Genomic DNA, 18,826 nt, shown 5'->3' on the forward strand with positions numbered 1-18,826 from the left:
GCTGATGGGGCTGCTGGCGCTGGCCGCCTGTAGCCATCAGGCGCAGCAGCCCAGCCTCACCCCCGAGCAGGTGCGCGCCAAGGTCGCGCGCCTGCTGCCGCCCTCGGCCAGCCAGCGCCAGGCTTGGGCGGCAGACATCCAGGCGGCGTTCCAGGCCCAGGCCCTGGAGCCCAGCACGCAGAACCTGTGTTCGGTGATCGCCGTCATCGAGCAGGAGTCCAACTTCCAGGCCGACCCGCAAGTGCCCGGCCTGGGTGGCATCGCCCGTGCCGAGATCGACCGGCGTGCGGCGCGCCTGCACGTGCCGGGCTTCCTGGTGGACGCGGCGCTGGCGATCAAGTCCCCCACCGGCAAGAGCTACGCCCAGCGCATCGCCAGCGTGCGCTCGGAGCGCGAGCTGAGTGATGTGTTCGATGATTTCATCGGCATAGTGCCCTTGGGTGGCCAGCTGTTCGGCACCCTCAATCCAGTACACACTGCCGGACCCATGCAGGTCAGCGTGGCCTTCGCCGAACGCAACGCGCGTGGCTACCCGTACACGATGCAAGGCACGGTACGCCGCGAGGTGTTCAGCCGCCGCGGCGGGGTGTATTTCGGCACCGCCCACCTGCTGGGTTACCCGGTGCACTATCCTGAGCCGTTGTACCGTTTCGCCGATTTCAACGCCGGCCACTACGCCAGCCGCAACGCGGCTTTCCAGGCGGCGTTGAACCGCCTGGTGAAGGCGCGGCTGGCGCTGGACGGCGACCTGATTGACTACGGTTCGCTCAGCGCCGGGCAGACGGAGCTGGCGGTGCGCTCGCTGGGCAAGCGCCTGGACATGAGCGACAGCGCCATTCGCAACGCGCTGGACAAGGGCGAACAGCTCGATTTCGAGAACACGCGGGTGTACCAGCGGGTGTTCGAGCTGGCCGACCAGGTGGCCGGCAAGCCGCTGCCGCGGGCGATTCTGCCGGGCATCACCCTGGAAAGCCCGAAGATCACCCGCCACCTGACCACCGCCTGGTTCGCCCGCCGCGTGGACGAACGCCGCGCGCGCTGCGTAGCACGCGACTGACCAACTCCCCGTAGCAGCTGCCGCAGGCTGCGTCCAATGCCACCGCGGTGTGGCTGAAAGGACGCGGCCTGCGGCCGCTGCTACGCCGACGTGCGGGGGAGCGTAAGGTTGGTTGGCCACTCCCCGTAGCAGCTGCCGCAGGCTGCGTCCAATGCCACCGCGTTGTGGCTGGAAGGACGCGGCCGGCGGCCGCTGCTACGGGGAGTGTAAGGGTGGGGTCAGCGCGGGGCGCTGCGCAGCGACGAGGGGCCGCCGCTCAGTTCGATGCGCTGCTTGCTGTCCACCAGCTTGCCGTTTTCGATGCTGTACAAGCCCAGCTGATGCTCGACGTTGAACTGCACGATCACGTGCTTGCTGTCGGCGCTGAACACCACGCCCTGGGACGAATTGCCGTCGGCCACGTCGTTGACCTTCTCGGCCTTGCCGTTGCGCAGGGCGAACAGGGTCACCCGGCCATGGGCGCGCACGCCGGGGTTGCCCGGGGTCAGGTTGGAGCCGTCGATGGACTGCGCGACGATCCACTTGCCGTCCGGCGAAATCGCCACGCCCTCAGGTAGCGACGGCACGTTGAGGTGCTGCACCGCGCGGAACGGCACCTTGGACACGTCGACCAGGGTCACGCTGTCTTCATCACCGGCCAGGCGCCCCTTGTAATTGGGCAGGCCGGCCAGGCCAACGTTACTGACCACCGCCCAGTGGCCGTCGCTGGACACGTCGATGGTGTAGGGCGCCACGCCGGTGCTGATGCGGTCGCCGCTGTCGGCCCACTTGCCGTCCACCAGGCTCAGCACCGCCACGCCTTGCTCATCGCGCAGCGACACCAGCACATGCTGGCCGTCGTGGGTGAACGCCGCGCCGGCCAGGCGCTTGCTGCCCAGGGCGATGCTGTCGAGCACGGTTACCTGATGGCCGTCGATGCGCAGCGGGCGCACGCCACCGTCCACGCAGGTGACCACGCCCCACCTGCCGCTGCGGTCGAAGGCCACGGCCTGCGGGTGGCTGCCCAGTTCGATCTTGCTGACAGTGGCGGGCTTGGCGGACAGGTCCACCACCTGCAGGAAGGTGTCCATCTGCAGCTGCTTGGCGGCGTGGTCGAAGCGGGTGGGGGCGGCCACCAGGGCCAGGCTGCCGTCGGGGCTGATGGCGGCGGCCTGGGGCGGGCCCTGGATGCCGTTTTCCACTTCCACGGTCTGGTTGACCTTGGGCGGGAACACGCTAGCGTCCAGCACGGTGAGGGTGTCGGGCTTGGCGGCGTCGGGGTAGGTGTCGCGGCCTTGTACCCGCTGGTACTTGCCGTCGTTGGACGATACAACCCAGTCGGCAGCGCTCACGGCGTGGGCGGCGAGCAGCGACAGGGCTAGGACTGAAACCGGTTTCAACATGGCGCGCAAGGTCAGCATTGAGGCCACAGGGACATCCTCGAAAAGGGCAGGCTGGGAAAGTGCGACACTATAGCGCAGCCATGCCCCCAAGGCCCCTGAAAATAACGCCTTGCGGGGTGAGGTGGATCAGGTGCCGGCGGTTTTATGGTGCAGGCGCGCCAGGGCATGGTCGTACATGCGCGTGCGGCGGTGGTCCTTGCCGTAGGTGCCACGGGCGGCCACGGTGCCGGACTGGATGTGGTCCAGGTACTTGAACAGGCGGTGGGCGGAGAGGGTAGCGATGGAGAAGCCGGAGGCCACCATGCGGTCCTGCAGGGTGTAGCCCGGCACCCGGTCATCCATGCAGAAGTGCAGGCCCCGGTGCTTCATGGCCTTGGCATTCCACAAGGTGCAGAAGCTCTTGAGGTGGGTTTCCTTCCACGGCTTCGGCTCGCGGGCCGACAAACCCAGCGCCCGGGCCATGCGCCGGTAGTGATGCTTGCAATAGCGAGAACTGAAGCGCCATGCCGTGCGCAGCAAGCCCCGGTCAAGTTGCTCGAAACAGCCTGCGGCGGCGGTAGTGGGCGTTTTGGTAATCATATCAAGCAGTAAGCTGAACACTTCGGGGTTATATATGAAAGTGTCAGTATGCATGAGCAGTATATAGTCGGTGTCGATACGCTCCAGGATCATATCCAGTGCCTTGCCGTGGGCAATATGGCCGGCTTCCCCCGCGGGCTGTACGCGCTCCAGAAGATTGATCCAATCCAGGCTGCGCAAGTAATCGGTGCTGTCATCCGCGGAGTTGTTGTCCACCACCCACACCGGCACGTCCAGGCCGACCAGCTGCTCGCGCAGCAACTCCAGGCAGGCACGGGTCATCTCGCAGGTCTTGTAGTTGACCATGGCGATACTGAAGCGTGGCGCGGTCGGGATGGGGTCGGTTGGAATGTTCATGTTGTCTCCTTGATACATCGCGTACATTGATGTCTGTAACTTGCCCGATAAGTCAGGCGCTGCGGGAAAACTCCGGGGGTGGGGAAGGCGATCATTGGAGTCGTTCAACAAGATGAAACTATCGCGCCAGTGGCGTGAAAATTTTGTTATAGGTGTGGCAAGGAAATGTCGACAGGGGCGAAAGTTGTGTAAGGCATATGTAAATATATGTTTCAAACTTCGCGGCAAGGGCGTTTTTGCAGACGCAGTGACCCGGCGGGGACGCTTGAAAGACGCGAGGTACAGAGGGTTGTACTGGTTTTGTTTCGTGCTGACAAAACTGTACCTGTGGTGGCGGGCGACAAGTCGGCGACAGCGGGCGGCCCAGCGTGTCATGGCGCCCCGCCGCCCATGAAAAAGTACCGGTGAAAGTGACTTTTGTGTAGGGCCATTGCCTGGTGAATCGGGAAATAATGCAAGCCATCCCGCCCTTGCATAAGCCGGGTCAAGGCACCCCCGATCGGCGTGCTTCAGCGCACAGGGGGTGGACACAGTCGCTCACAGGTCAATAAAAACAATGCAAATCCTGACACCGAGAGCCCGCTGGGCCGTGCTTGCACTGCTTGCGCTGGGCGTCCTTATTTCCTACGTCGACCGCACCAGTATTTCGTCTGCGCTGGCCGATCCCTCCTTCATCCAACACTTTCAACTGTCGAGCCTGGACAGGGGCTGGCTCAACTCGGCCTTCTTCTGGTCCTACGGCCTGTTCCAGGTGCCGATGGGCTGGGTGGCCGACCGCTACGGGGTGAAATGGCCGTACGCAGTGTCCTTCGGCGCATGGTGCATTTTTACCCTGCTGCTGGGCGTCGTCCACGCACTGGAAAGTCTGATCGCGCTGCGCCTGCTGATCGGTGTGTCCGAGGCGATCGTGGTGCCCGCCAGCTACCGCTGGATACGCAACAACTTCGATGAGGGGCGCCTCGGCCTCGCGGCCGGCCTGCTCGCCATGGGCAACAAGCTGGGCCCCGCCATTGGTGCCCCGGTCGCGGCCCTGTTGATCGTGAGTTATTCCTGGAAGGTCATGTTCATTGCCACGGGCCTGGTCGGCATGTTGTGGCTGATCCCCTGGCTGTTGACCGTGCGCAACGACTTCCCGTCCAAGGCCGAGCTGTCCCGGGTGACCCATCAACCGCGGACGGTGAGCCTGCACGGCATTCTGAGCAGCCCGGTCATCTGGGGCGGGCTGATTACCAACTTCTGCTACGGCTACTTCGCCTTTTACTGCATGACCTGGATGCCGGCGTACCTGGTCGAGCAACGCGGCTTGTCGATATCCAGTTCGGGGCTATTCACGTTCGCAAGCTTCGCCGGCATCGCCGTGGTTGCGGTGCTGGCGGGCTGGGCGGCGGACCGCATCATCGCGCGGGGCTATGACGCCGTGCGGATCCGCAAGGCCTTCGTTGTCTGTGGCTTCACGCTCGCGGGCACCGTGTTGCTCGGCGCCTATGCGCCAACGCAGAACATGGCGCTGTTCTGGAACACCTTTTCCCTCTCGTGCCTGGGCTTGACCACAGCCAACAACCTTGTGTTGTCGCGCATGACCTTGATCCCCAAGCAGATGGTGGGACTGGTGACGGGCGTGCAGCAGCTCGCGACAAGCCTTGCCGGCGGCGTGGCGGCCGGCCTTTCGGGGTGGCTGTTGCAGTCCAGTGGCAGCTACGACCTGCCGATGAAAGTGATCCTGGCGTTTCTGCTGATCGGCGCGTTCGCCACCATCGTCCTGTACCGCCCCGAATGGGCACCCAAAATCAGCGAGCCCTGTGGGCAACTGCGCAGCGCGTAGCACACGGCACCGTTGGCGAATCCTGTGAAGGCCACGCCTGGCCAGAACAAAAAATGGGGTATTGATTGCATGGCAAAAATTGTATTCGGAATGGCCGTGCCGCACAGCGGCATGCTGGGGCAGGCGCCAGAGGACTGGTTGATCAATGGCGAGCGCGATCGCAACAACCCTGAACTGTGGTACCGCAACCGCACCTGGACCTACCCTGAACTGGAGGCCCATCGCGAGGCGGCTTTCGAGCCCTTCCTCACGCTGGAGGAACGTACTGCGCGCGCGGCTCGCTGCCGCGAGGCGCTGGATGTCATGGCGCAGGCGTACCGCGATGCGAACATCGACGTGGCCATCATCCTGGGCAAGGACCAGAAGGAAATCTTCACTGATTTTTCGCCTTCGATCGCCATCTACAGCGGCGCAGAGGTGCATAACGGGCCGCCGCAGCGTTCGGTGTATGCCCCCGATCACCCTGTCACCCACCAGTGCCACCCGGGGCTGGCGGCGTACCTGATCAAGTATTTCCAGGGCGAGCACTTTGACCTCACCGATCTGTTTGCCTGGCCCGATAACGTGTGGATGAAGCCGCTGCCCGACTACCCGGTCGTGCCGCATGCCTACAGTTTCGTCTACCACCAGATCATGGCGGACAACCCGCCGCCGCACGTGCCGATCATCATGAACTGCTTCTACCCGCCGACCCAGCCGTCCATGGCGCGCTGCATCGAGTTTGGCCGCGTGCTGCGCGACGCCATCACCGCGTGGCCAGAGGACGTTCGCGTGGGCATCTTTGCCTCTGGCGGCCTGTCGCACTTCGTCAACGACGAGGCGTTCGACCATCGCATCATGAAAATGCTGTCCGAGTACGACTACGAAGGGCTGGCCGCGGTGGACGAGCGTTCGTATCAGTCGGGCACCTCGGAGATCAAGCTGTACGTGAGTGTGATGAAGGCCGTGGAGCAGACCGGCGCGCAGATGACCCTGGTGGACTACGTGCCCTGCTGGCGCACAGCTGCAGGCACGGGCGAAGGTATGGGCTTCATGTATTGGCAGCCCGACTGCTGACAAGGGGTACCACGGACACTTCGCAGCAAAGCACACACAACGCGTTGTCTGGATAGCGACGCAGGAGGCAGTTGAGCGCAGGGTGTATCTGTCGCTCAGCCACGCATAATAACGGAGACATTAGCTGTGTATCTGAACTCCCCTCTCAAAAAGCTCATGGCTTACTCAGCCATCTGGGGCACCTGGATTGTCATTTCCTCAAGCGCACACGCGGCGACCGCCACCCAAGGCACGGCCTTGCTGAACCGCCTCGGGCCGGTGACTTCGGACTTGTATGTGGCGAACGCCGACGGCACCGACGAGCACAAGCTGCTGCCCACCCCGGGTTTCGATTACCACGCCTCATTCTCGAAAGATGGCCAGTGGATCGTCTTTACCTCTGAGCGGGACGGCCTCGGCGAAGCCAATCTGTACCGCGTGAAAGCCGACGGCACGCAGCTGAAAAGGCTGACCGACCACGTCGCCATTGACGACGCGGCGGTCTTTTCACCGACCGATCCCCACGTCATTGCCTTCGTCTCGTCGCGCCGCGGCAAGGATGCGTTTGGCACCACCAATATCTGGACGCTGAACATTGCGACCGGCGCGTTGAAGAACGTCACCGGTGCCATCAAGTTCGACCCGGCCAAGCCCCACAGCTTCTTCCGGCCGAGCTGGTCGCCGGATGGCAAGTGGCTCGCCCTGGCTTCGGATATCGGCTCGGACTGGCGTGGTCACAACCTGCCGGTTGGCTGGGAGCGCACCCAGGAAAGCAGCATCTACCTGATTCATCCCGATGGCTCGGGCTGGAAGCAGCTTGCCAGCAACCCCGGCTTTGACGAAGGCTCGCCGACCTGGTCGCCCGATGGCAAGCGCGTCGCGTTTTATGAGACGCCCGTCGAGTCCACCTGGGGCGCGCACCGTCCGGAGTTGATCAACAAGGTCAGCTCGCAAATCGTTGCGGTCGACGTGGCCACGCTGTCGCGGACCACGTTGACGTCGACGCCAGGCCTCAAGGTGTTCCCGCAATTTATCTCGGACAGCAATGTCGCTTATCACGTGAAAGGGGGCGACACCGAAGGTCTCTACACCACCGCGGGTGGTGCGCGCTCGACCGCCAACAGCGGCATCCGCTCGCCGCACTATTCGGCTGACGGTACCAAGGTGGTCTACGAAAAGATCACCATGCGGCCGGCCCGTGCCAATGGCACGCCGCTGTTCAGCTTCGACCCGGGGTGGAGCTACCGCTACATCGACGTGTTCCCACAACTGTCGGCTGACCGCAAGAAGTTGGTGTACACGGAAAAGGCGATGGGCTCGTCGATTGCCATCATCAATCCGGATTTCACCGGTTACCAGCGCATCTACGACCCGGCCAACAGCGGCCTGCCGGCGGACATGATCCAGAAGGGCCTGGCAGGCGCGTTCCAGCCAACCTGGTCGCCGAACCGCGAGTGGGTGGCGTTCGGCATTGGTGACTGGTTCTTCACGCGGGGCATGGGCCCGGGGCGCATTGCCCGGATCAAGGCTGATGGCAGCATGGACGGCAAGCCGGAAATCCTCACGGACGGTTCGATCAATGCCGGTTTCCCGAGCTACTCGCCGGACGGCAAGAAGATCGTCTACCGCGTGTGGAGCCCGAAAGTCCAAGGCCTGCGCATCCTGGATGTGGAGACTCGCCAGACCACGGAGTTGACGAACGAGGCGGACAACCTGCCGGGCTGGTCGCCCGATGGCAGCAAAATTGTCTTCACGCGCAAGGAAATCAACCCGACCGATCCAAACAAGTTCCATTACGACGTGTACACGATCAAACCCGATGGCACGGCCGTCACCCGCCTGACCACGCCGGGGGCGAACCAGGGGCACGCGGTGTGGCTGTATGACGGGCGGATCGCCTACAGCTCGGGGGTCTATGGCTTCCGCGATGAACTGGCGCTGTACGACAACACGTTCCAGCCTGACGGACAAAACTGGGTGATGAACGCCGACGGTTCCAATCAGCACGCGATCACCGATACGTTGTGGGAAGATTCGATGCCGCTGTACGTGCCGAATCAGTAAGCGGTTTTGGCCGGGAAGCAATGAAAACGCCGTGCGATAGCAGGGCGTTTTTGTTTGCGCCCCATAGCAGCAACTGCCTTGGCGCAGATTGCTGCGGCTACACGAAATCCCGCGCTGCACCCGTAGCAGCGGCCGCAGGCCGCGTCCCAAGCACCGCGTGGGCCAGGACGCGGCCCATGGCCGCTGCTACAGGACTGCGCCGCCCCCGTAGCAGCAACTGTCTTTGTGGGAGCTGGCTTGCCAGCGAGCTTTTATGGCCCCAGCAGCTCGCTGGCAAGCCAGCTCCCACAGGATGTAGCAGCGGCCGCAGGCCGCGTCCCAGGTACCGCGTGGGCCAGGACGCGGCCCATGGCCGCTGCTACGGGGCTGCGGTTTTTCCATGCGCCGTACCCGTAGCAGCGGCCGCAGGCCGCGTCCCGGGCACCGCGTGGGCCGGGACGCGGCCCAATGGCCGCTGCTACGGGGCTTGCCAGCAATCGATTAGAAATGCACTTCAACCTGGAGCATCGGGGTCGACGTCCTGGTGTTGACCGCTTCATCACTCGGCGTGCCGAACATGTTCTTCCAGTACTCGTAACCGACACCCGCATACAGCGTGCGCGGTTGACCGGCGAATGAGCCGATGTCGGCCAGCAACGCAGCGCGGGTGAGGTATTCGGTTGTCGTCTTGACGCCAAAACCATCTTTGCCCTTTGGCCCCGTGATGCTGACAAAACCACGGAAGATCAAGGGCACCGGGCCTGCGCGGAACGGATAGAGCCAGGTACTTTCGAGGTGCGCGGCGGTGTCGTAGTCCACGTCCGTGCCGACAATGCCGTTATGGTTGCTCTCGGTGCGCGCACCGACGGTCAGGTTCCAGAAGCCGCGCGGCAGGGCGAACTCAACTGTTCCGCCCAGCACCAGCATGCGCGCTCGCTGGGCGTAGGCATCGTTCTTCGTGCCGAACTCATACCCCCCGGTCAGGCCGACGTCGCGAATCACGCCAATGCCGATTTGCCGGCCAAAAATCTTGCTGGCGCTGGCCGTGACGCGACCCACGCTGTACACCTCTTGCGCCCCCCCATTGTTCGGCCCACCAGCCTCCGGGTTCGCCGAGTCTGACACCCGGTAATCGACGTTAAAGGCATAGCTGCCGTACTTGAAGCCGCCGGTGGATGTCAGGTAACCAATGTTCTGCTTGATCTTGTCGGCAACACCCGGGAAGTGGAAATCATTGCCGACGCGATAGCCGATAAAAGTGTCGTTCCACGACACCGGCGGCTTGCCAACCTGTTCGTCCAACTTCGCCAGGTCCGGAAACGCGTGCGGCGCGTTGGTATTGTCTGGCGTTTGCTGGATTAGTGTGGCCTGTGGCGAAGCGGACGTCGTCGGTGCATCAATGATCTCTTCAGCGAAAACATACTCGCTTAAACAACAGAGAATCGCCGTGCCGAGCAGCAACCTGGGCAAAGGTTTGGAAGTTTTTCTCATGTTTCCATCCGTATTGATTTTGTTGTTTTTATAAAACACGTTGCAGGGGACTTATATTCATCAGCCAGGCGTGGTTGTTCGCCACACTTGATTCGGTCGCACCGAAGTCAATTGGCTGATGAAGTGGGCACTGGGTATTTTTTACGGTGCTTGGAGGGAATGTTATTGGGCGGCCAGGCCTATGCCTTTACACAAAAGTGAGATTCGCTGGCATTTTTTGCGGGACGGTGGGGAAGGCGGGCGCAAGCGGCCCGCGCGCACGGCTGGCGCCACGATTCATGGAAAAGGAAGCAAGGTGCGACGCGACTTATTTCGCTCGTTGCGACTGTTCCCGCGCCGTCAGCCGGAATTGGCTGGGGGCCTCACCCACCTCCCGGCGGAAAAAGCGCGTGAAGTACGCGGCGTCGGAAAAGCCCAGGCCGAAGGCAATCTGTTCGATGGCCATCTCGCCAAAAATCAGGTTGCGTTTCGCTTCGGTGATGATGCGCGCGTGGATCATCTTCGTCGGGCTGTGCCCGGTGGCTGCCGCGCAAGCGGCGCGCAACTGCACCACCGACACGCCCATCATCGACGCGTAGTCCTGCAATGGCAGGTTTTGCCGGTAATGCTGATCGATGAGTTCACGGTAGCGTTCCGCCAGGCGGGTCTCATTGCCAGAGGCGCCGCCATCGTCCGGCTGATCGAGGCGAGCCTGGCGAACCAGCAGCAGGAACATCTGCGTCAGCAGGGCTTCGGCGCCCACCACGTGACCGAACAGTTTGGCGTCCAGTTCCTGCGCCAGCCGCGTGATAAGGTCGAAGAGTTCGCTTGCCATGCCGGTCGTTGAGGGCACCGCAATCATCCGCGGCAGGGACCACAGTTGGATGAACGCGTGGAGGCGGGCGTAGAGCTGGGCCAGGTAGGACACCTCGATGGTCACCACCCAGCGGTCCACGTCGTTTTCATAATCGAGCCCATGCACGCATTCGGTTGGCAGCAACAACACACACGGCCCTTCGAACGGGATGCTCGAACCCTCGAGATTCATCACACCGTTGCCGCTGCGCACGAAGATAATCTGGCCGTACCCGGGATGCGCGTGAGGTTCGGTGCGCCAGCGGCCGCGTTCGGTGACGTGGCCGATGTTGACGAACCAATGCCCTTCTTCCTCGCGCCGCTCCACATACAAGCGGACCTTGGGTACCGTCTTGAGCGTGACCTTGGTGTCTGACTCGTGTCGAGATGTTGTTTTCGAACTGTGCGTCATAACGGCTCCTTGGCAACGGTCAACGTGCCGACCCGGTGCATGCCATTTAGCAAATCACAGCCTTGCGCAGAATGTAAACCCTGTCTCGTTGGCCGCTGCGAGGGGCAGTTGGCGTGCTGCGACGGGGTATACCGTTTGGTTAACAGGCACTCCACAAAACTCACTGGACCCGCCCGCTGGCCCCGGTTGATGATCGTCACCGAGCGTCCAGGCAACCACCCGGTGGGGTTCACGGAAGCGACGGACGTCTTGACTGACAACAATTAAAAAAACAGGTCCGAGAGGAAGCAGTGGAGAGTATCCAGAAAGCCGTACGCCTCGAAAACCGTTGGGGCGTCATCGTCCTGCTCGCATTCGGCTTGATGATTGCGTGGACAGACCGCTCCAGCATGTCGGCCGCCATGGCCGATCCTCAATTCATTCGGGAATTTGCCCTGACGCACGTCGAAAGAGGCTGGCTAGGTTCATCGGTCTTCTGGGCGTACGGCGTTTTACAACTGCCCATGGGCTGGCTGGTGGACCGCTACGGGGTCAAATGGCCGTACGCAATCTGCTTCTTCCTCTGGTGCGTAGCGGCGGCGGCCACCGGCCTGGTGAATTCCCTCGGCGCGCTGCTGGTGGTGCGCGTCATCATTGGTGCGGCCGAAGCCGTCGTGGTGCCGGCGACCTATCGGTACATCGCCAACCGCTTCGAAGAAACGCAGAAGGGCTCCGCGCTGGCCATCTACGCGATTGGCGGCAAGATGGGGCCGGCCCTGGGCGCGCCCCTGGCGGCCTGGCTGATTGCAGGCACCTCCTGGAAAGTCATGTTCATGGTGACCGGCCTGGCCGGCCTGGTGTGGCTGCTGCCCTGGTTGCTGATGGTGCGCAACGACTTTCCGGACCGCGCCGAGTTAGCCGAACGACAGCAGCACGCGGCGACCGTGCCGCTGCGCAATCTGCTGGCGAGCCCGGTGGTGTGGGGCGGGTTGATCACCAACTTCTGTTACGCCTACTTTGTGTTCTTCTGCATGACCTGGATGCCGGCCTACCTCGTCGAGCAACGGGGGCTGTCGTTGACGCAGGCGGGCTTTTACACGGCACTGAGCTTTTGTGGCGTCGCGCTCGGGGCCGCGGTCAGCGGCTGGGCAGCAGACCGATTGATCCTGCGCGGGCACGACGCGGTGGCGGTGCGCAAGGCCTTCATGGTGGCCGGTTTTACTGGCGGCATGACCGTGTTGTTCGGCGCTTATGCGTCGAGCGTGGCGGTGGCCCTGTGCTGGAACGTGCTGTCCTTGACGCTGCTGGGCCTGGTCACCACCAACAACCTCGCGCTGGTGAAGCTGACGCTGATCCCCAGGCAGGCGACCGGCTTGAACACCGGGCTTCAACAAGTGGCGACGAGTCTGGCGGGTGGTGTGTCGGCCAGCCTGTCGGGCTGGCTGTTGCATGTCGGCCACAGTTATACGCTGCCGATGATCGCGATCTTCGTTTTCCTGTTTTTGGGCGTCACCAGCACCGTGGTGCTGATGAGACGTGCCTGGGCGCCGAAGATCAATGGGCCCCAGGTGGCAAGCGCACCCATTGCCAGCACCGCCTTGAACAGTAGCCAGGCGTAGAGACCGCTGGATAACGTCGAATTATAAATACACTGCCTGGCAGGAGACTAAGGTCATGGGTATGGACGTTCTAAAAGGCATGAAGCTCGGCGCGTTATTCGTTGCGCTCTATAGTTCCCTGGCGTCTGCAGCGTCTGAAAACAACAGCGCAACCAGGGTCTACTTTGGCACCCATGGGGATTATATTTATAACGCTGTTTTCAATCTCGATAATGGCAGTTTCTCGAACGTCCAGAAAATTGCAAAAGTGCTTCGCCCCACTTGGGTTGTACAAGACCCTGGCGGCCACTTTCTCTATAGCGTCAGTGAAGTTGGCAACAACGGCGAGGCCAATGGCGAAGTTGTAGCCTTCAGCATGGACCGAGCGTCCGGTGCATTGACGGAACTCAACCGCGTCGGGTCGGGTGGCAGTGGCCCTACCCATATGCTTTACGACGGGTTGCATCACAGTCTCGTGGTGGCCAATTACGGCGGCGGCCAGGTGGCGGTGTTACCCCTGGCCGCCGACGGCAAGGTTCAGCCAGTGAGCTCGGTGCTCGCGGACTTCGGCACGGGACCGACTGCCAGGCAGACCCAGGCCCATGCTCACAGCATTACCCTGGTGCAAGGCACACACGAGCTGCTGGTGCCCGACCTCGGCGCAGACAGGGTGTTCATGTACCAGCTGAAGGGCAAGGGTCACCAGTTGGCCCAAGGCCCCACGCCATTCGTGCAAATGGCACCGGGCACCGGGCCGCGAGGCATCGAATTCCAGCAGGATGGCCAGCACGGGTTCCTGCTGTCCGAGCTCTCGGCACAGGTGCGTTGCGTGACCTGGGAGCCCGCAACGCAAACCCTCCGCTACGGCGCCTCGGTGGATACCTTCCCGGCAGGGTTTACCGGGCCAAAAAGCGCCTCGTCGATGAAGATTGGCCCCGGGGAGAAATTCCTCTACGTCGCCGATCGAAGCACCGATACCCTGGTGGTCTACCGCATCGCCCAGGGTACGTGCCTGGAGCCGATCCAGCGGATCGGCTCGGGCGGTAGCTACCCGTGGGAATTGGCTATCGGGCCTGCCGGTCATTGGCTGGTGGTCGCCAACCTGAAATCCGACAATGTGACCTCCTTCAAGATCGACCCCCAATCCGGGATGCTCACCCCGAGCGGTTTCGAGGCGAGCATCCCGCAGCCGGTGTTTGCCCACTTTACCGGCGTGGCCCTGCCGCAATGATCCGTTGATCAACCCCGCTGAACTGGGCGAAGTTAGCGATGAACTGCCCGGCCAGCTGCCGGGCGGTGGCGTCATACGCCTGCTGGTCCGCCCAGGTGTTGCGCGGGTTCAGCAGCCGGGTCTCGACACCGGGCACTGCGGTGGGCACCGTCAGGTTAAGAACCGCCAGGTGCTCGGTCTCAACGCCTGCGAGGGCGCCACTCTGGATCGCGGCGATGATTCGGCGCGTCGTCGGGATGCTGAAGCGCTCGCCCGTGCCGTAGGGGCCGCCGGTCCAGCCCGTGTTGACCAGGTAGACCTGCGAGCCAAACGCTTCAATGCGCTTGATCAGCAGGGCGGCGTATTCACGCGCTGGGCGCGGCAGGAAGGCGGCGCCGAAGCAGGTGGAGAACGTCGCCTTGATGCCCGCGCCTGAACCCATCTCGGTGGAACCCACCAGCGCCGTGTAACCCGACAGGTAGTGGTAGGCCGCCGCGTCCTTGCTCAGGATCGATACCGGGGGCAGCACGCCGGACAGGTCGCAGGTCAGGAAGATGATCGCCTGCGGCTCGCCAGCCAGGTTGTCCCTGGTACGTTTTTCCACGTGCTCCAGCGGGTACGCGCACCGGCCGTTCTCGGTCAGGCGAGTGTCGGCATAATCGGCGGTTCGCGCCTCATTCAGGACAACGTTCTCGACCAGGGCGCCGAAGCGTATCGCGTCCCAGATGATCGGCTCGTGCTTCTGGCTCAGGTCAATGGTCTTGGCGTAGCAGCCACCTTCCAGGTTGAACACCACGCCTTCGCCCCAGCCGTGCTCATCGTCACCGATCAGGTAGCGCTCGGGGTCTGCGGACAGCGTGGTCTTGCCAGTGCCGGACAAGCCGAAGAACAGCGTGGTGCTGCCATCGTCACCGACGTTGGCGGAGCAATGCATCGGCAGCACTTCATGGTGCGGCAGCAGGAAGTTCTGCACCGAGAACAGGGCCTTCTTCATTTCGCCGGCGTACTGCATGCCGGCGATCAGCACCTTGCGCTGGGCAAAGTTCAAGATGACACACCCTTCGCTGCGGGTGCCGTCGCGCTCGGGAACGCAGTGGAAACCGGCGGCGTTGAGGATCTGCCACTCGTCCTTGCCCCTGGGGTTGTAAACCTCCGGGCGAATGAACAGGTTCTGGCCAAACAGCTGCTGCCAGGCCGTCTGCGTGGTCATGACCACCGGCAGGTAGTGGTGTTGATCGGCGCCCACGTGAACCCGTGAGACGAACTGCTCGCAGCCGGCCAGGTAGCCCTCGACCCGCTCCCACAGGGCGTCAAACTTGCCTGCATCAAAAGGGCGGTTGACCTTGCCCCAGTCGATGGCATGGCGGGTGCCCGGTTCGTCGACGATGAAGCGGTCCTGGGGCGAGCGCCCGGTGCGCGCGCCGGTGGTCACGACCAGGGCGCCGGAGTCGGCCAACTGGCCTTCGCCACGCTCAATCGCGCGTTCAATCAGCCGGGCGCGGCTCGGGTTGATGTGTACGGCACCTTCGGTTACTACGGTCATTGCGGCTTCCCTTGGCATGGCGCCAGGCTGGGGGGCTGAACAAAAGGCATGCCGATGACTGCGCCCCCGTGCGCCCTAGGCCAAGGCGTGTGGGGGCGCAGCCATCCGGCACTGCGCTGGGGGCTAACGATGGAGGGGTGGTTCGGCTGCGGTTAGCCGAGGTTGCCGGTCACGTCGTCGAACAGTTCGTCGACCGACATGGCGCGCGGGATGATCTTCTGGTCGAACGCCCAGTCGATCGCGGTCTTGAGCCCCTTGCGGTTGGCCTCGAGCCCCAGGGGCGGGAAGACGGCCGGCACACCGCCTTCGGTGAGCGCGCGGCTTTCGGCGATCATCCGGTAGATCTCCTTCACCACCTCGGGGTGTTGCCGGGAGATATCCTGGTGAATGGCGAACATGTGGTTGATGGGCACGAAACCTTCGCGCGCGTACCAGGCCTTGGCGGCGTTGTGCGCATCGGGCACCACGGTGCGCACGCGTGGGTCCTTGGGCATGTCTTCGCCGAGCAGCGCCGCGTCGAGTTCACCGTCGAGCATCATCTGCGGAATATTGGACCCTGCCGGCAGGCGCACGCAGTTGGCCGGGTCATGGTACTCGGCCAGGTGGCCGTCGCCGAGGGTCATCCAGGTGACCTTGTCGAGGTTGACCCCGTATTCATGGCGCAACACGCCGCGAATCCACAGCGCAGTGGTCTGCGAATAGGTGCGCACGCCCACGCGCTTGCCTTCCAGGTCCTTGGGGTCAAGGTGCCCCAGGTCAAGGTTGAAGCCGGCACAGTGGTGCTGGAAGCGCCCCGAAATCGGCGCAGGTAGCAGGACGTAGGGTTTGCCGTAGGCCTTGGCCTGCAGGAAGGTGACGATGGCCAGTTCGCCGGCATCGAACTGGTTCTCGCGCACCATGGCCTTGAAGCCGTTGTGCGCAGGCGTGGGGCCGCAGTAGTCGAGCGTGACGAGGTCGGACGTCACGCGTCCGTCCTTCATCGCCTTGGTGACCGGATAATCAGCCAGGTTGGTGCGCAAGGTCAGCGCCATGGGAAGCTCCTTCGAATGTGCGACGGGTTCAGAGTTTGACTTCGATCAGGCAAGGGCCCGGCTCGCGGGCCGAATTGGCCATGGCCCGGTAGAAACCCTCGGCGGTATCCACGGCGACGCTGGGCACCCCCATGCTTTTCGCCATGGCCTGCCAGTCGATGCTCGGGCGGTCGATGTCGATCATCGATAGCGCGCGCTCCCCGGGCGTGCCGGCCCCCATGTTGGCGTACTCGGCCTTGAGGATGGCGTAGGTGTTGTTGGCGAAGATGATCGTCGTGACGTTGAGGTTTTCGCGCGCCTGGGTCCACAGCGACTGGATGGTGTACATGGCGCTGCCATCGCCGACCATGCAGAACACCCGGCGCTCCGGGCAGGCCAGCGCCGCGCCGGTGGCCACGGGCGTGGCGTAGCCGATGGAGCCGCCCATGTTGTTGATGAGGTCGTGGGGCTGCGCGCCGATGGTCAGCCCGATGGACTCGCGGCCGGTGGTCAGCGACTCGTCCACCAGGATGCAATGCTCGGGCATGGCGGCTGCCAGTGCGTGGGCAATGCTGGTGGGGTTGAGCGCGCCGGTGGGCACGGCAGTCTGGATGCGCGGCTGCACAATCGCGGGCACACCGCTGGCCCCCAGCGCCTGCAGCAACATGTCGAAGGCCAGTTCGCTGTCCTCGTCCGCCTCGACGAGGCCATGCACCAGGGTGCCCTCGGCCTTGAGCAGGCTCGGCTTGTCCGGGTAGGCGAAGAACGCCACGGGCTCGCGCGTCTCCACGGTGATGATGTGCTTGAAGTCCTTGAGGAAGGCCATGGCCTGTGGCACGGCGTAGGGGATGCGCGAGAGGGGCACGAAACCTGCGCCGCGCTCGATGCGGGCGGTGAAGAACTGCGAGCCCAATTGCGCGCCGGTGGCCGCGGCGACGCGGCCGGCCTTCTCCAGCGCCGCGCCGCGCGTGGCCTTGTTGGCGAGGATGATCAGCGTCGGCTCACCCGAGCGCAGCACCCGCGCCACATGCTCGACGCGCTCTGCGCTGGGAGCCTTGCGCCGGGCGGCCACCGGCGGCGGTAGCACCGGGGCGGCGCCGGCCTGCTGCCAGGACGCGTCGCCCGGCAGGATCAAGGTGGCGATCTGGCCGGGGTGCTCGCTGGCCTTGGTCACCGCCTGGGCGGTGTCCCAGGCGATGGAGTCGGCCGATTCCGCGCGGCGCACCCAGTGGCTCAGCGGGCGCGCCAGGCCTTCGATGTCGGAGGTCAGCGGCGGGTCGTACTTGAGGTGTGACGCCGAATGTTCGCCGATGATGTTGACCATGCCCGACGAGGCGCGCTTGGCGTTGTGGATGTTCGCCAGGCCGTTGGCCAGGCCCGGCCCCAGGTGCAGGAGCGTGGAGGCGGGCGTGCCCTTCATGCGGTACCAGCCGTCGGCTGCGCCGGTGGCGACACCTTCGAACAGGCACAGCACGCTGCGCATCCGCGGGTTGCCGCCCAGCGCTGCGAGGAAATGCATCTCCGAGGTGCCCGGGTTGGCAAAGCAAATGTCCACGTCCTGGTCGACCAGGGTCGAGACGAGACTTTCTGCGCCGTTCATCGGTCAGTACCCCGCCAGTTCACGCGCCTGGCCAACCACGCCGTAGGAGCGCTTGGGCGCCGACAGCAGCACGCGGTAGCCCTCGTCCAGCAGGCGGCGATGGTTGTTGGCGGTTACATGGGGGTTGCCGACGATGACGTCGTGCTTGCGGCAGGTCTCGACGATACGGCGCATGGCGTCCTGGACTTCCGGGTGCTCGTACTGGCGGGGCAGGCCCAGTTCCTGGCTGAGGTCGCCTTCGCCGATCAGGATGAAACCGATGCCGGGAACGTTGGCGAGCATGTCGTCCAGATTGTCGATGGCCTGGGTGCTCTCGCACATCAGGCCCACCAGGATTTCACCCTGTGGCGCCAGCGGCCAGACGTCAGCCTTCTGGTAGTACTCGCCCATGGTCAGGCCCCAGTAGCGCGCGGCGTTGGCCGGGCCGTCGCCGCGCACGCCCTTGGGCTCGTACAGCGCCGCGCCTTTGGGGCGGGCATAGCGGCAGGAGGCGACGGCGTTGTAGGCCTGCTCGACGGTGGCCACGTGCGGCCAGATCACGCCGTAGCAGCCGCGGTCCAGCACCTGCTTGGCGAAGCTCTGGTTCATCTCGATGCCGTTGGCCGGGATGCGCGCGATTGGCGTCACCCGTGGCGCCACCGAGCCCGATTCGGCGATCTGCTTGCGGCTGAGCATGTACTGCAAGGAGTCGCCCAGGGCGCTGACATCGTACGGGTTGTGCTCCATCTCGTAGACGATGCCGTCGTACGGGGAGTCGCTCATTTCGATGGCGGTCTGCTTGTCCAGCTTGGCGAAGGCCAGGTAGGCAGGGTTGCCGGACTCGAAGGCGCGGATGATGCTGTTGAGACGGGTGTTGCTCATGTTCATTTCCTCA

14 protein-coding genes are annotated in these 18,826 nt (G+C 63.7%); 6 read left to right on the forward strand and 8 right to left on the reverse strand.

Going from position 1 to position 18,826, the window contains the following annotated elements; genetic code table 11:
* Positions 1-4: 4 nt before the first annotated feature.
* On the forward strand, positions 5-1,057 hold the full coding sequence (locus RAM80_RS27315; protein ID WP_416427574.1) for a DUF1615 domain-containing protein: 1,053 nt from the start codon (positions 5-7) through the stop codon (positions 1,055-1,057).
* Between the two features lie 218 nt (positions 1,058-1,275).
* Here RAM80_RS27315 and RAM80_RS27320 read toward each other — a convergent pair whose 3' ends face one another.
* Together RAM80_RS27320 and RAM80_RS27325 are read right to left on the reverse strand one after the other, a co-directional pair.
* A complete protein-coding gene (locus tag RAM80_RS27320) occupies positions 1,276-2,457 on the reverse strand; it encodes a YncE family protein (RefSeq protein ID WP_416427575.1) in 1,182 nt (393 codons plus the stop codon).
* A gap of 108 nt (positions 2,458-2,565) precedes the next feature.
* Entirely contained in the window at positions 2,566-3,375 is an 810-nt protein-coding gene (locus RAM80_RS27325; protein WP_416423496.1) for a glycosyltransferase family 2 protein, read from the reverse strand.
* A gap of 556 nt (positions 3,376-3,931) precedes the next feature.
* Between RAM80_RS27325 and RAM80_RS27330 the strand changes: the two genes are divergently transcribed.
* The 3 genes from RAM80_RS27330 to RAM80_RS27340 all read left to right on the forward strand — a co-directional run bounded on the left by RAM80_RS27330 (position 3,932) and on the right by RAM80_RS27340 (position 8,296).
* Complete coding sequence (locus tag RAM80_RS27330; protein ID WP_416423497.1) at positions 3,932-5,197, forward strand: MFS transporter; 1,266 nt, start codon at positions 3,932-3,934, stop codon at positions 5,195-5,197.
* 69 nt (positions 5,198-5,266) lie between these two features.
* Positions 5,267-6,253, forward strand: a complete 987-nt coding sequence (locus RAM80_RS27335; protein ID WP_416423498.1) for a hypothetical protein — start codon at positions 5,267-5,269, stop codon at positions 6,251-6,253.
* A gap of 126 nt (positions 6,254-6,379) precedes the next feature.
* Positions 6,380-8,296, forward strand: a complete 1,917-nt coding sequence (locus RAM80_RS27340; protein WP_416423499.1) for a TolB family protein — start codon at positions 6,380-6,382, stop codon at positions 8,294-8,296.
* 480 nt (positions 8,297-8,776) lie between these two features.
* On the opposite strand, the gene RAM80_RS27345 is transcribed toward RAM80_RS27340, so the two are convergent.
* Together RAM80_RS27345 and RAM80_RS27350 are read right to left on the reverse strand one after the other, a co-directional pair.
* The gene (locus RAM80_RS27345) at positions 8,777-9,766 is read right to left on the reverse strand and encodes a hypothetical protein (RefSeq protein ID WP_416423500.1); all 990 of its coding nucleotides are present in this window, start codon (positions 9,764-9,766) and stop codon (positions 8,777-8,779) included.
* 307 nt (positions 9,767-10,073) lie between these two features.
* Positions 10,074-11,012, reverse strand: a complete 939-nt coding sequence (locus tag RAM80_RS27350) for a helix-turn-helix domain-containing protein (protein ID WP_416423501.1) — start codon at positions 11,010-11,012, stop codon at positions 10,074-10,076.
* Positions 11,013-11,302: 290 nt separating this feature from the next.
* Here RAM80_RS27350 and RAM80_RS27355 point away from each other — a divergent pair, with 290 nt between their 5' ends.
* Together RAM80_RS27355 and RAM80_RS27360 are read left to right on the forward strand one after the other, a co-directional pair.
* Complete coding sequence (locus RAM80_RS27355) at positions 11,303-12,610, forward strand: MFS transporter (RefSeq protein ID WP_416423502.1); 1,308 nt, start codon at positions 11,303-11,305, stop codon at positions 12,608-12,610.
* Positions 12,611-12,665: 55 nt separating this feature from the next.
* On the forward strand, positions 12,666-13,820 hold the full coding sequence (locus tag RAM80_RS27360; protein WP_416423503.1) for a lactonase family protein: 1,155 nt from the start codon (positions 12,666-12,668) through the stop codon (positions 13,818-13,820).
* Here the strand turns inward: RAM80_RS27360 and RAM80_RS27365 are convergent.
* From RAM80_RS27365 to RAM80_RS27380, 4 genes are all read right to left on the reverse strand, one after another.
* The gene (locus tag RAM80_RS27365) at positions 13,795-15,342 is read right to left on the reverse strand and encodes a phosphoenolpyruvate carboxykinase (protein WP_416423504.1); all 1,548 of its coding nucleotides are present in this window, start codon (positions 15,340-15,342) and stop codon (positions 13,795-13,797) included. The genes RAM80_RS27360 and RAM80_RS27365 overlap by 26 nt on opposite strands.
* Positions 15,343-15,494: 152 nt before the next feature.
* A complete protein-coding gene (locus RAM80_RS27370; protein ID WP_416423505.1) occupies positions 15,495-16,373 on the reverse strand; it encodes a hypothetical protein in 879 nt (292 codons plus the stop codon).
* Positions 16,374-16,401: 28 nt separating this feature from the next.
* A complete protein-coding gene (locus RAM80_RS27375; protein ID WP_416423506.1) occupies positions 16,402-17,952 on the reverse strand; it encodes an acetolactate synthase large subunit in 1,551 nt (516 codons plus the stop codon).
* Positions 17,953-17,955: 3 nt separating this feature from the next.
* Positions 17,956-18,813, reverse strand: a complete 858-nt coding sequence (locus RAM80_RS27380; protein ID WP_416423507.1) for an HpcH/HpaI aldolase family protein — start codon at positions 18,811-18,813, stop codon at positions 17,956-17,958.
* Positions 18,814-18,826: the final 13 nt, after the last annotated feature.

The sequence above is a fragment of the Pseudomonas sp. App30 genome (genome assembly GCF_047947025.1).
Classification (GTDB): Bacteria; Pseudomonadota; Gammaproteobacteria; order Pseudomonadales; family Pseudomonadaceae; genus Aquipseudomonas.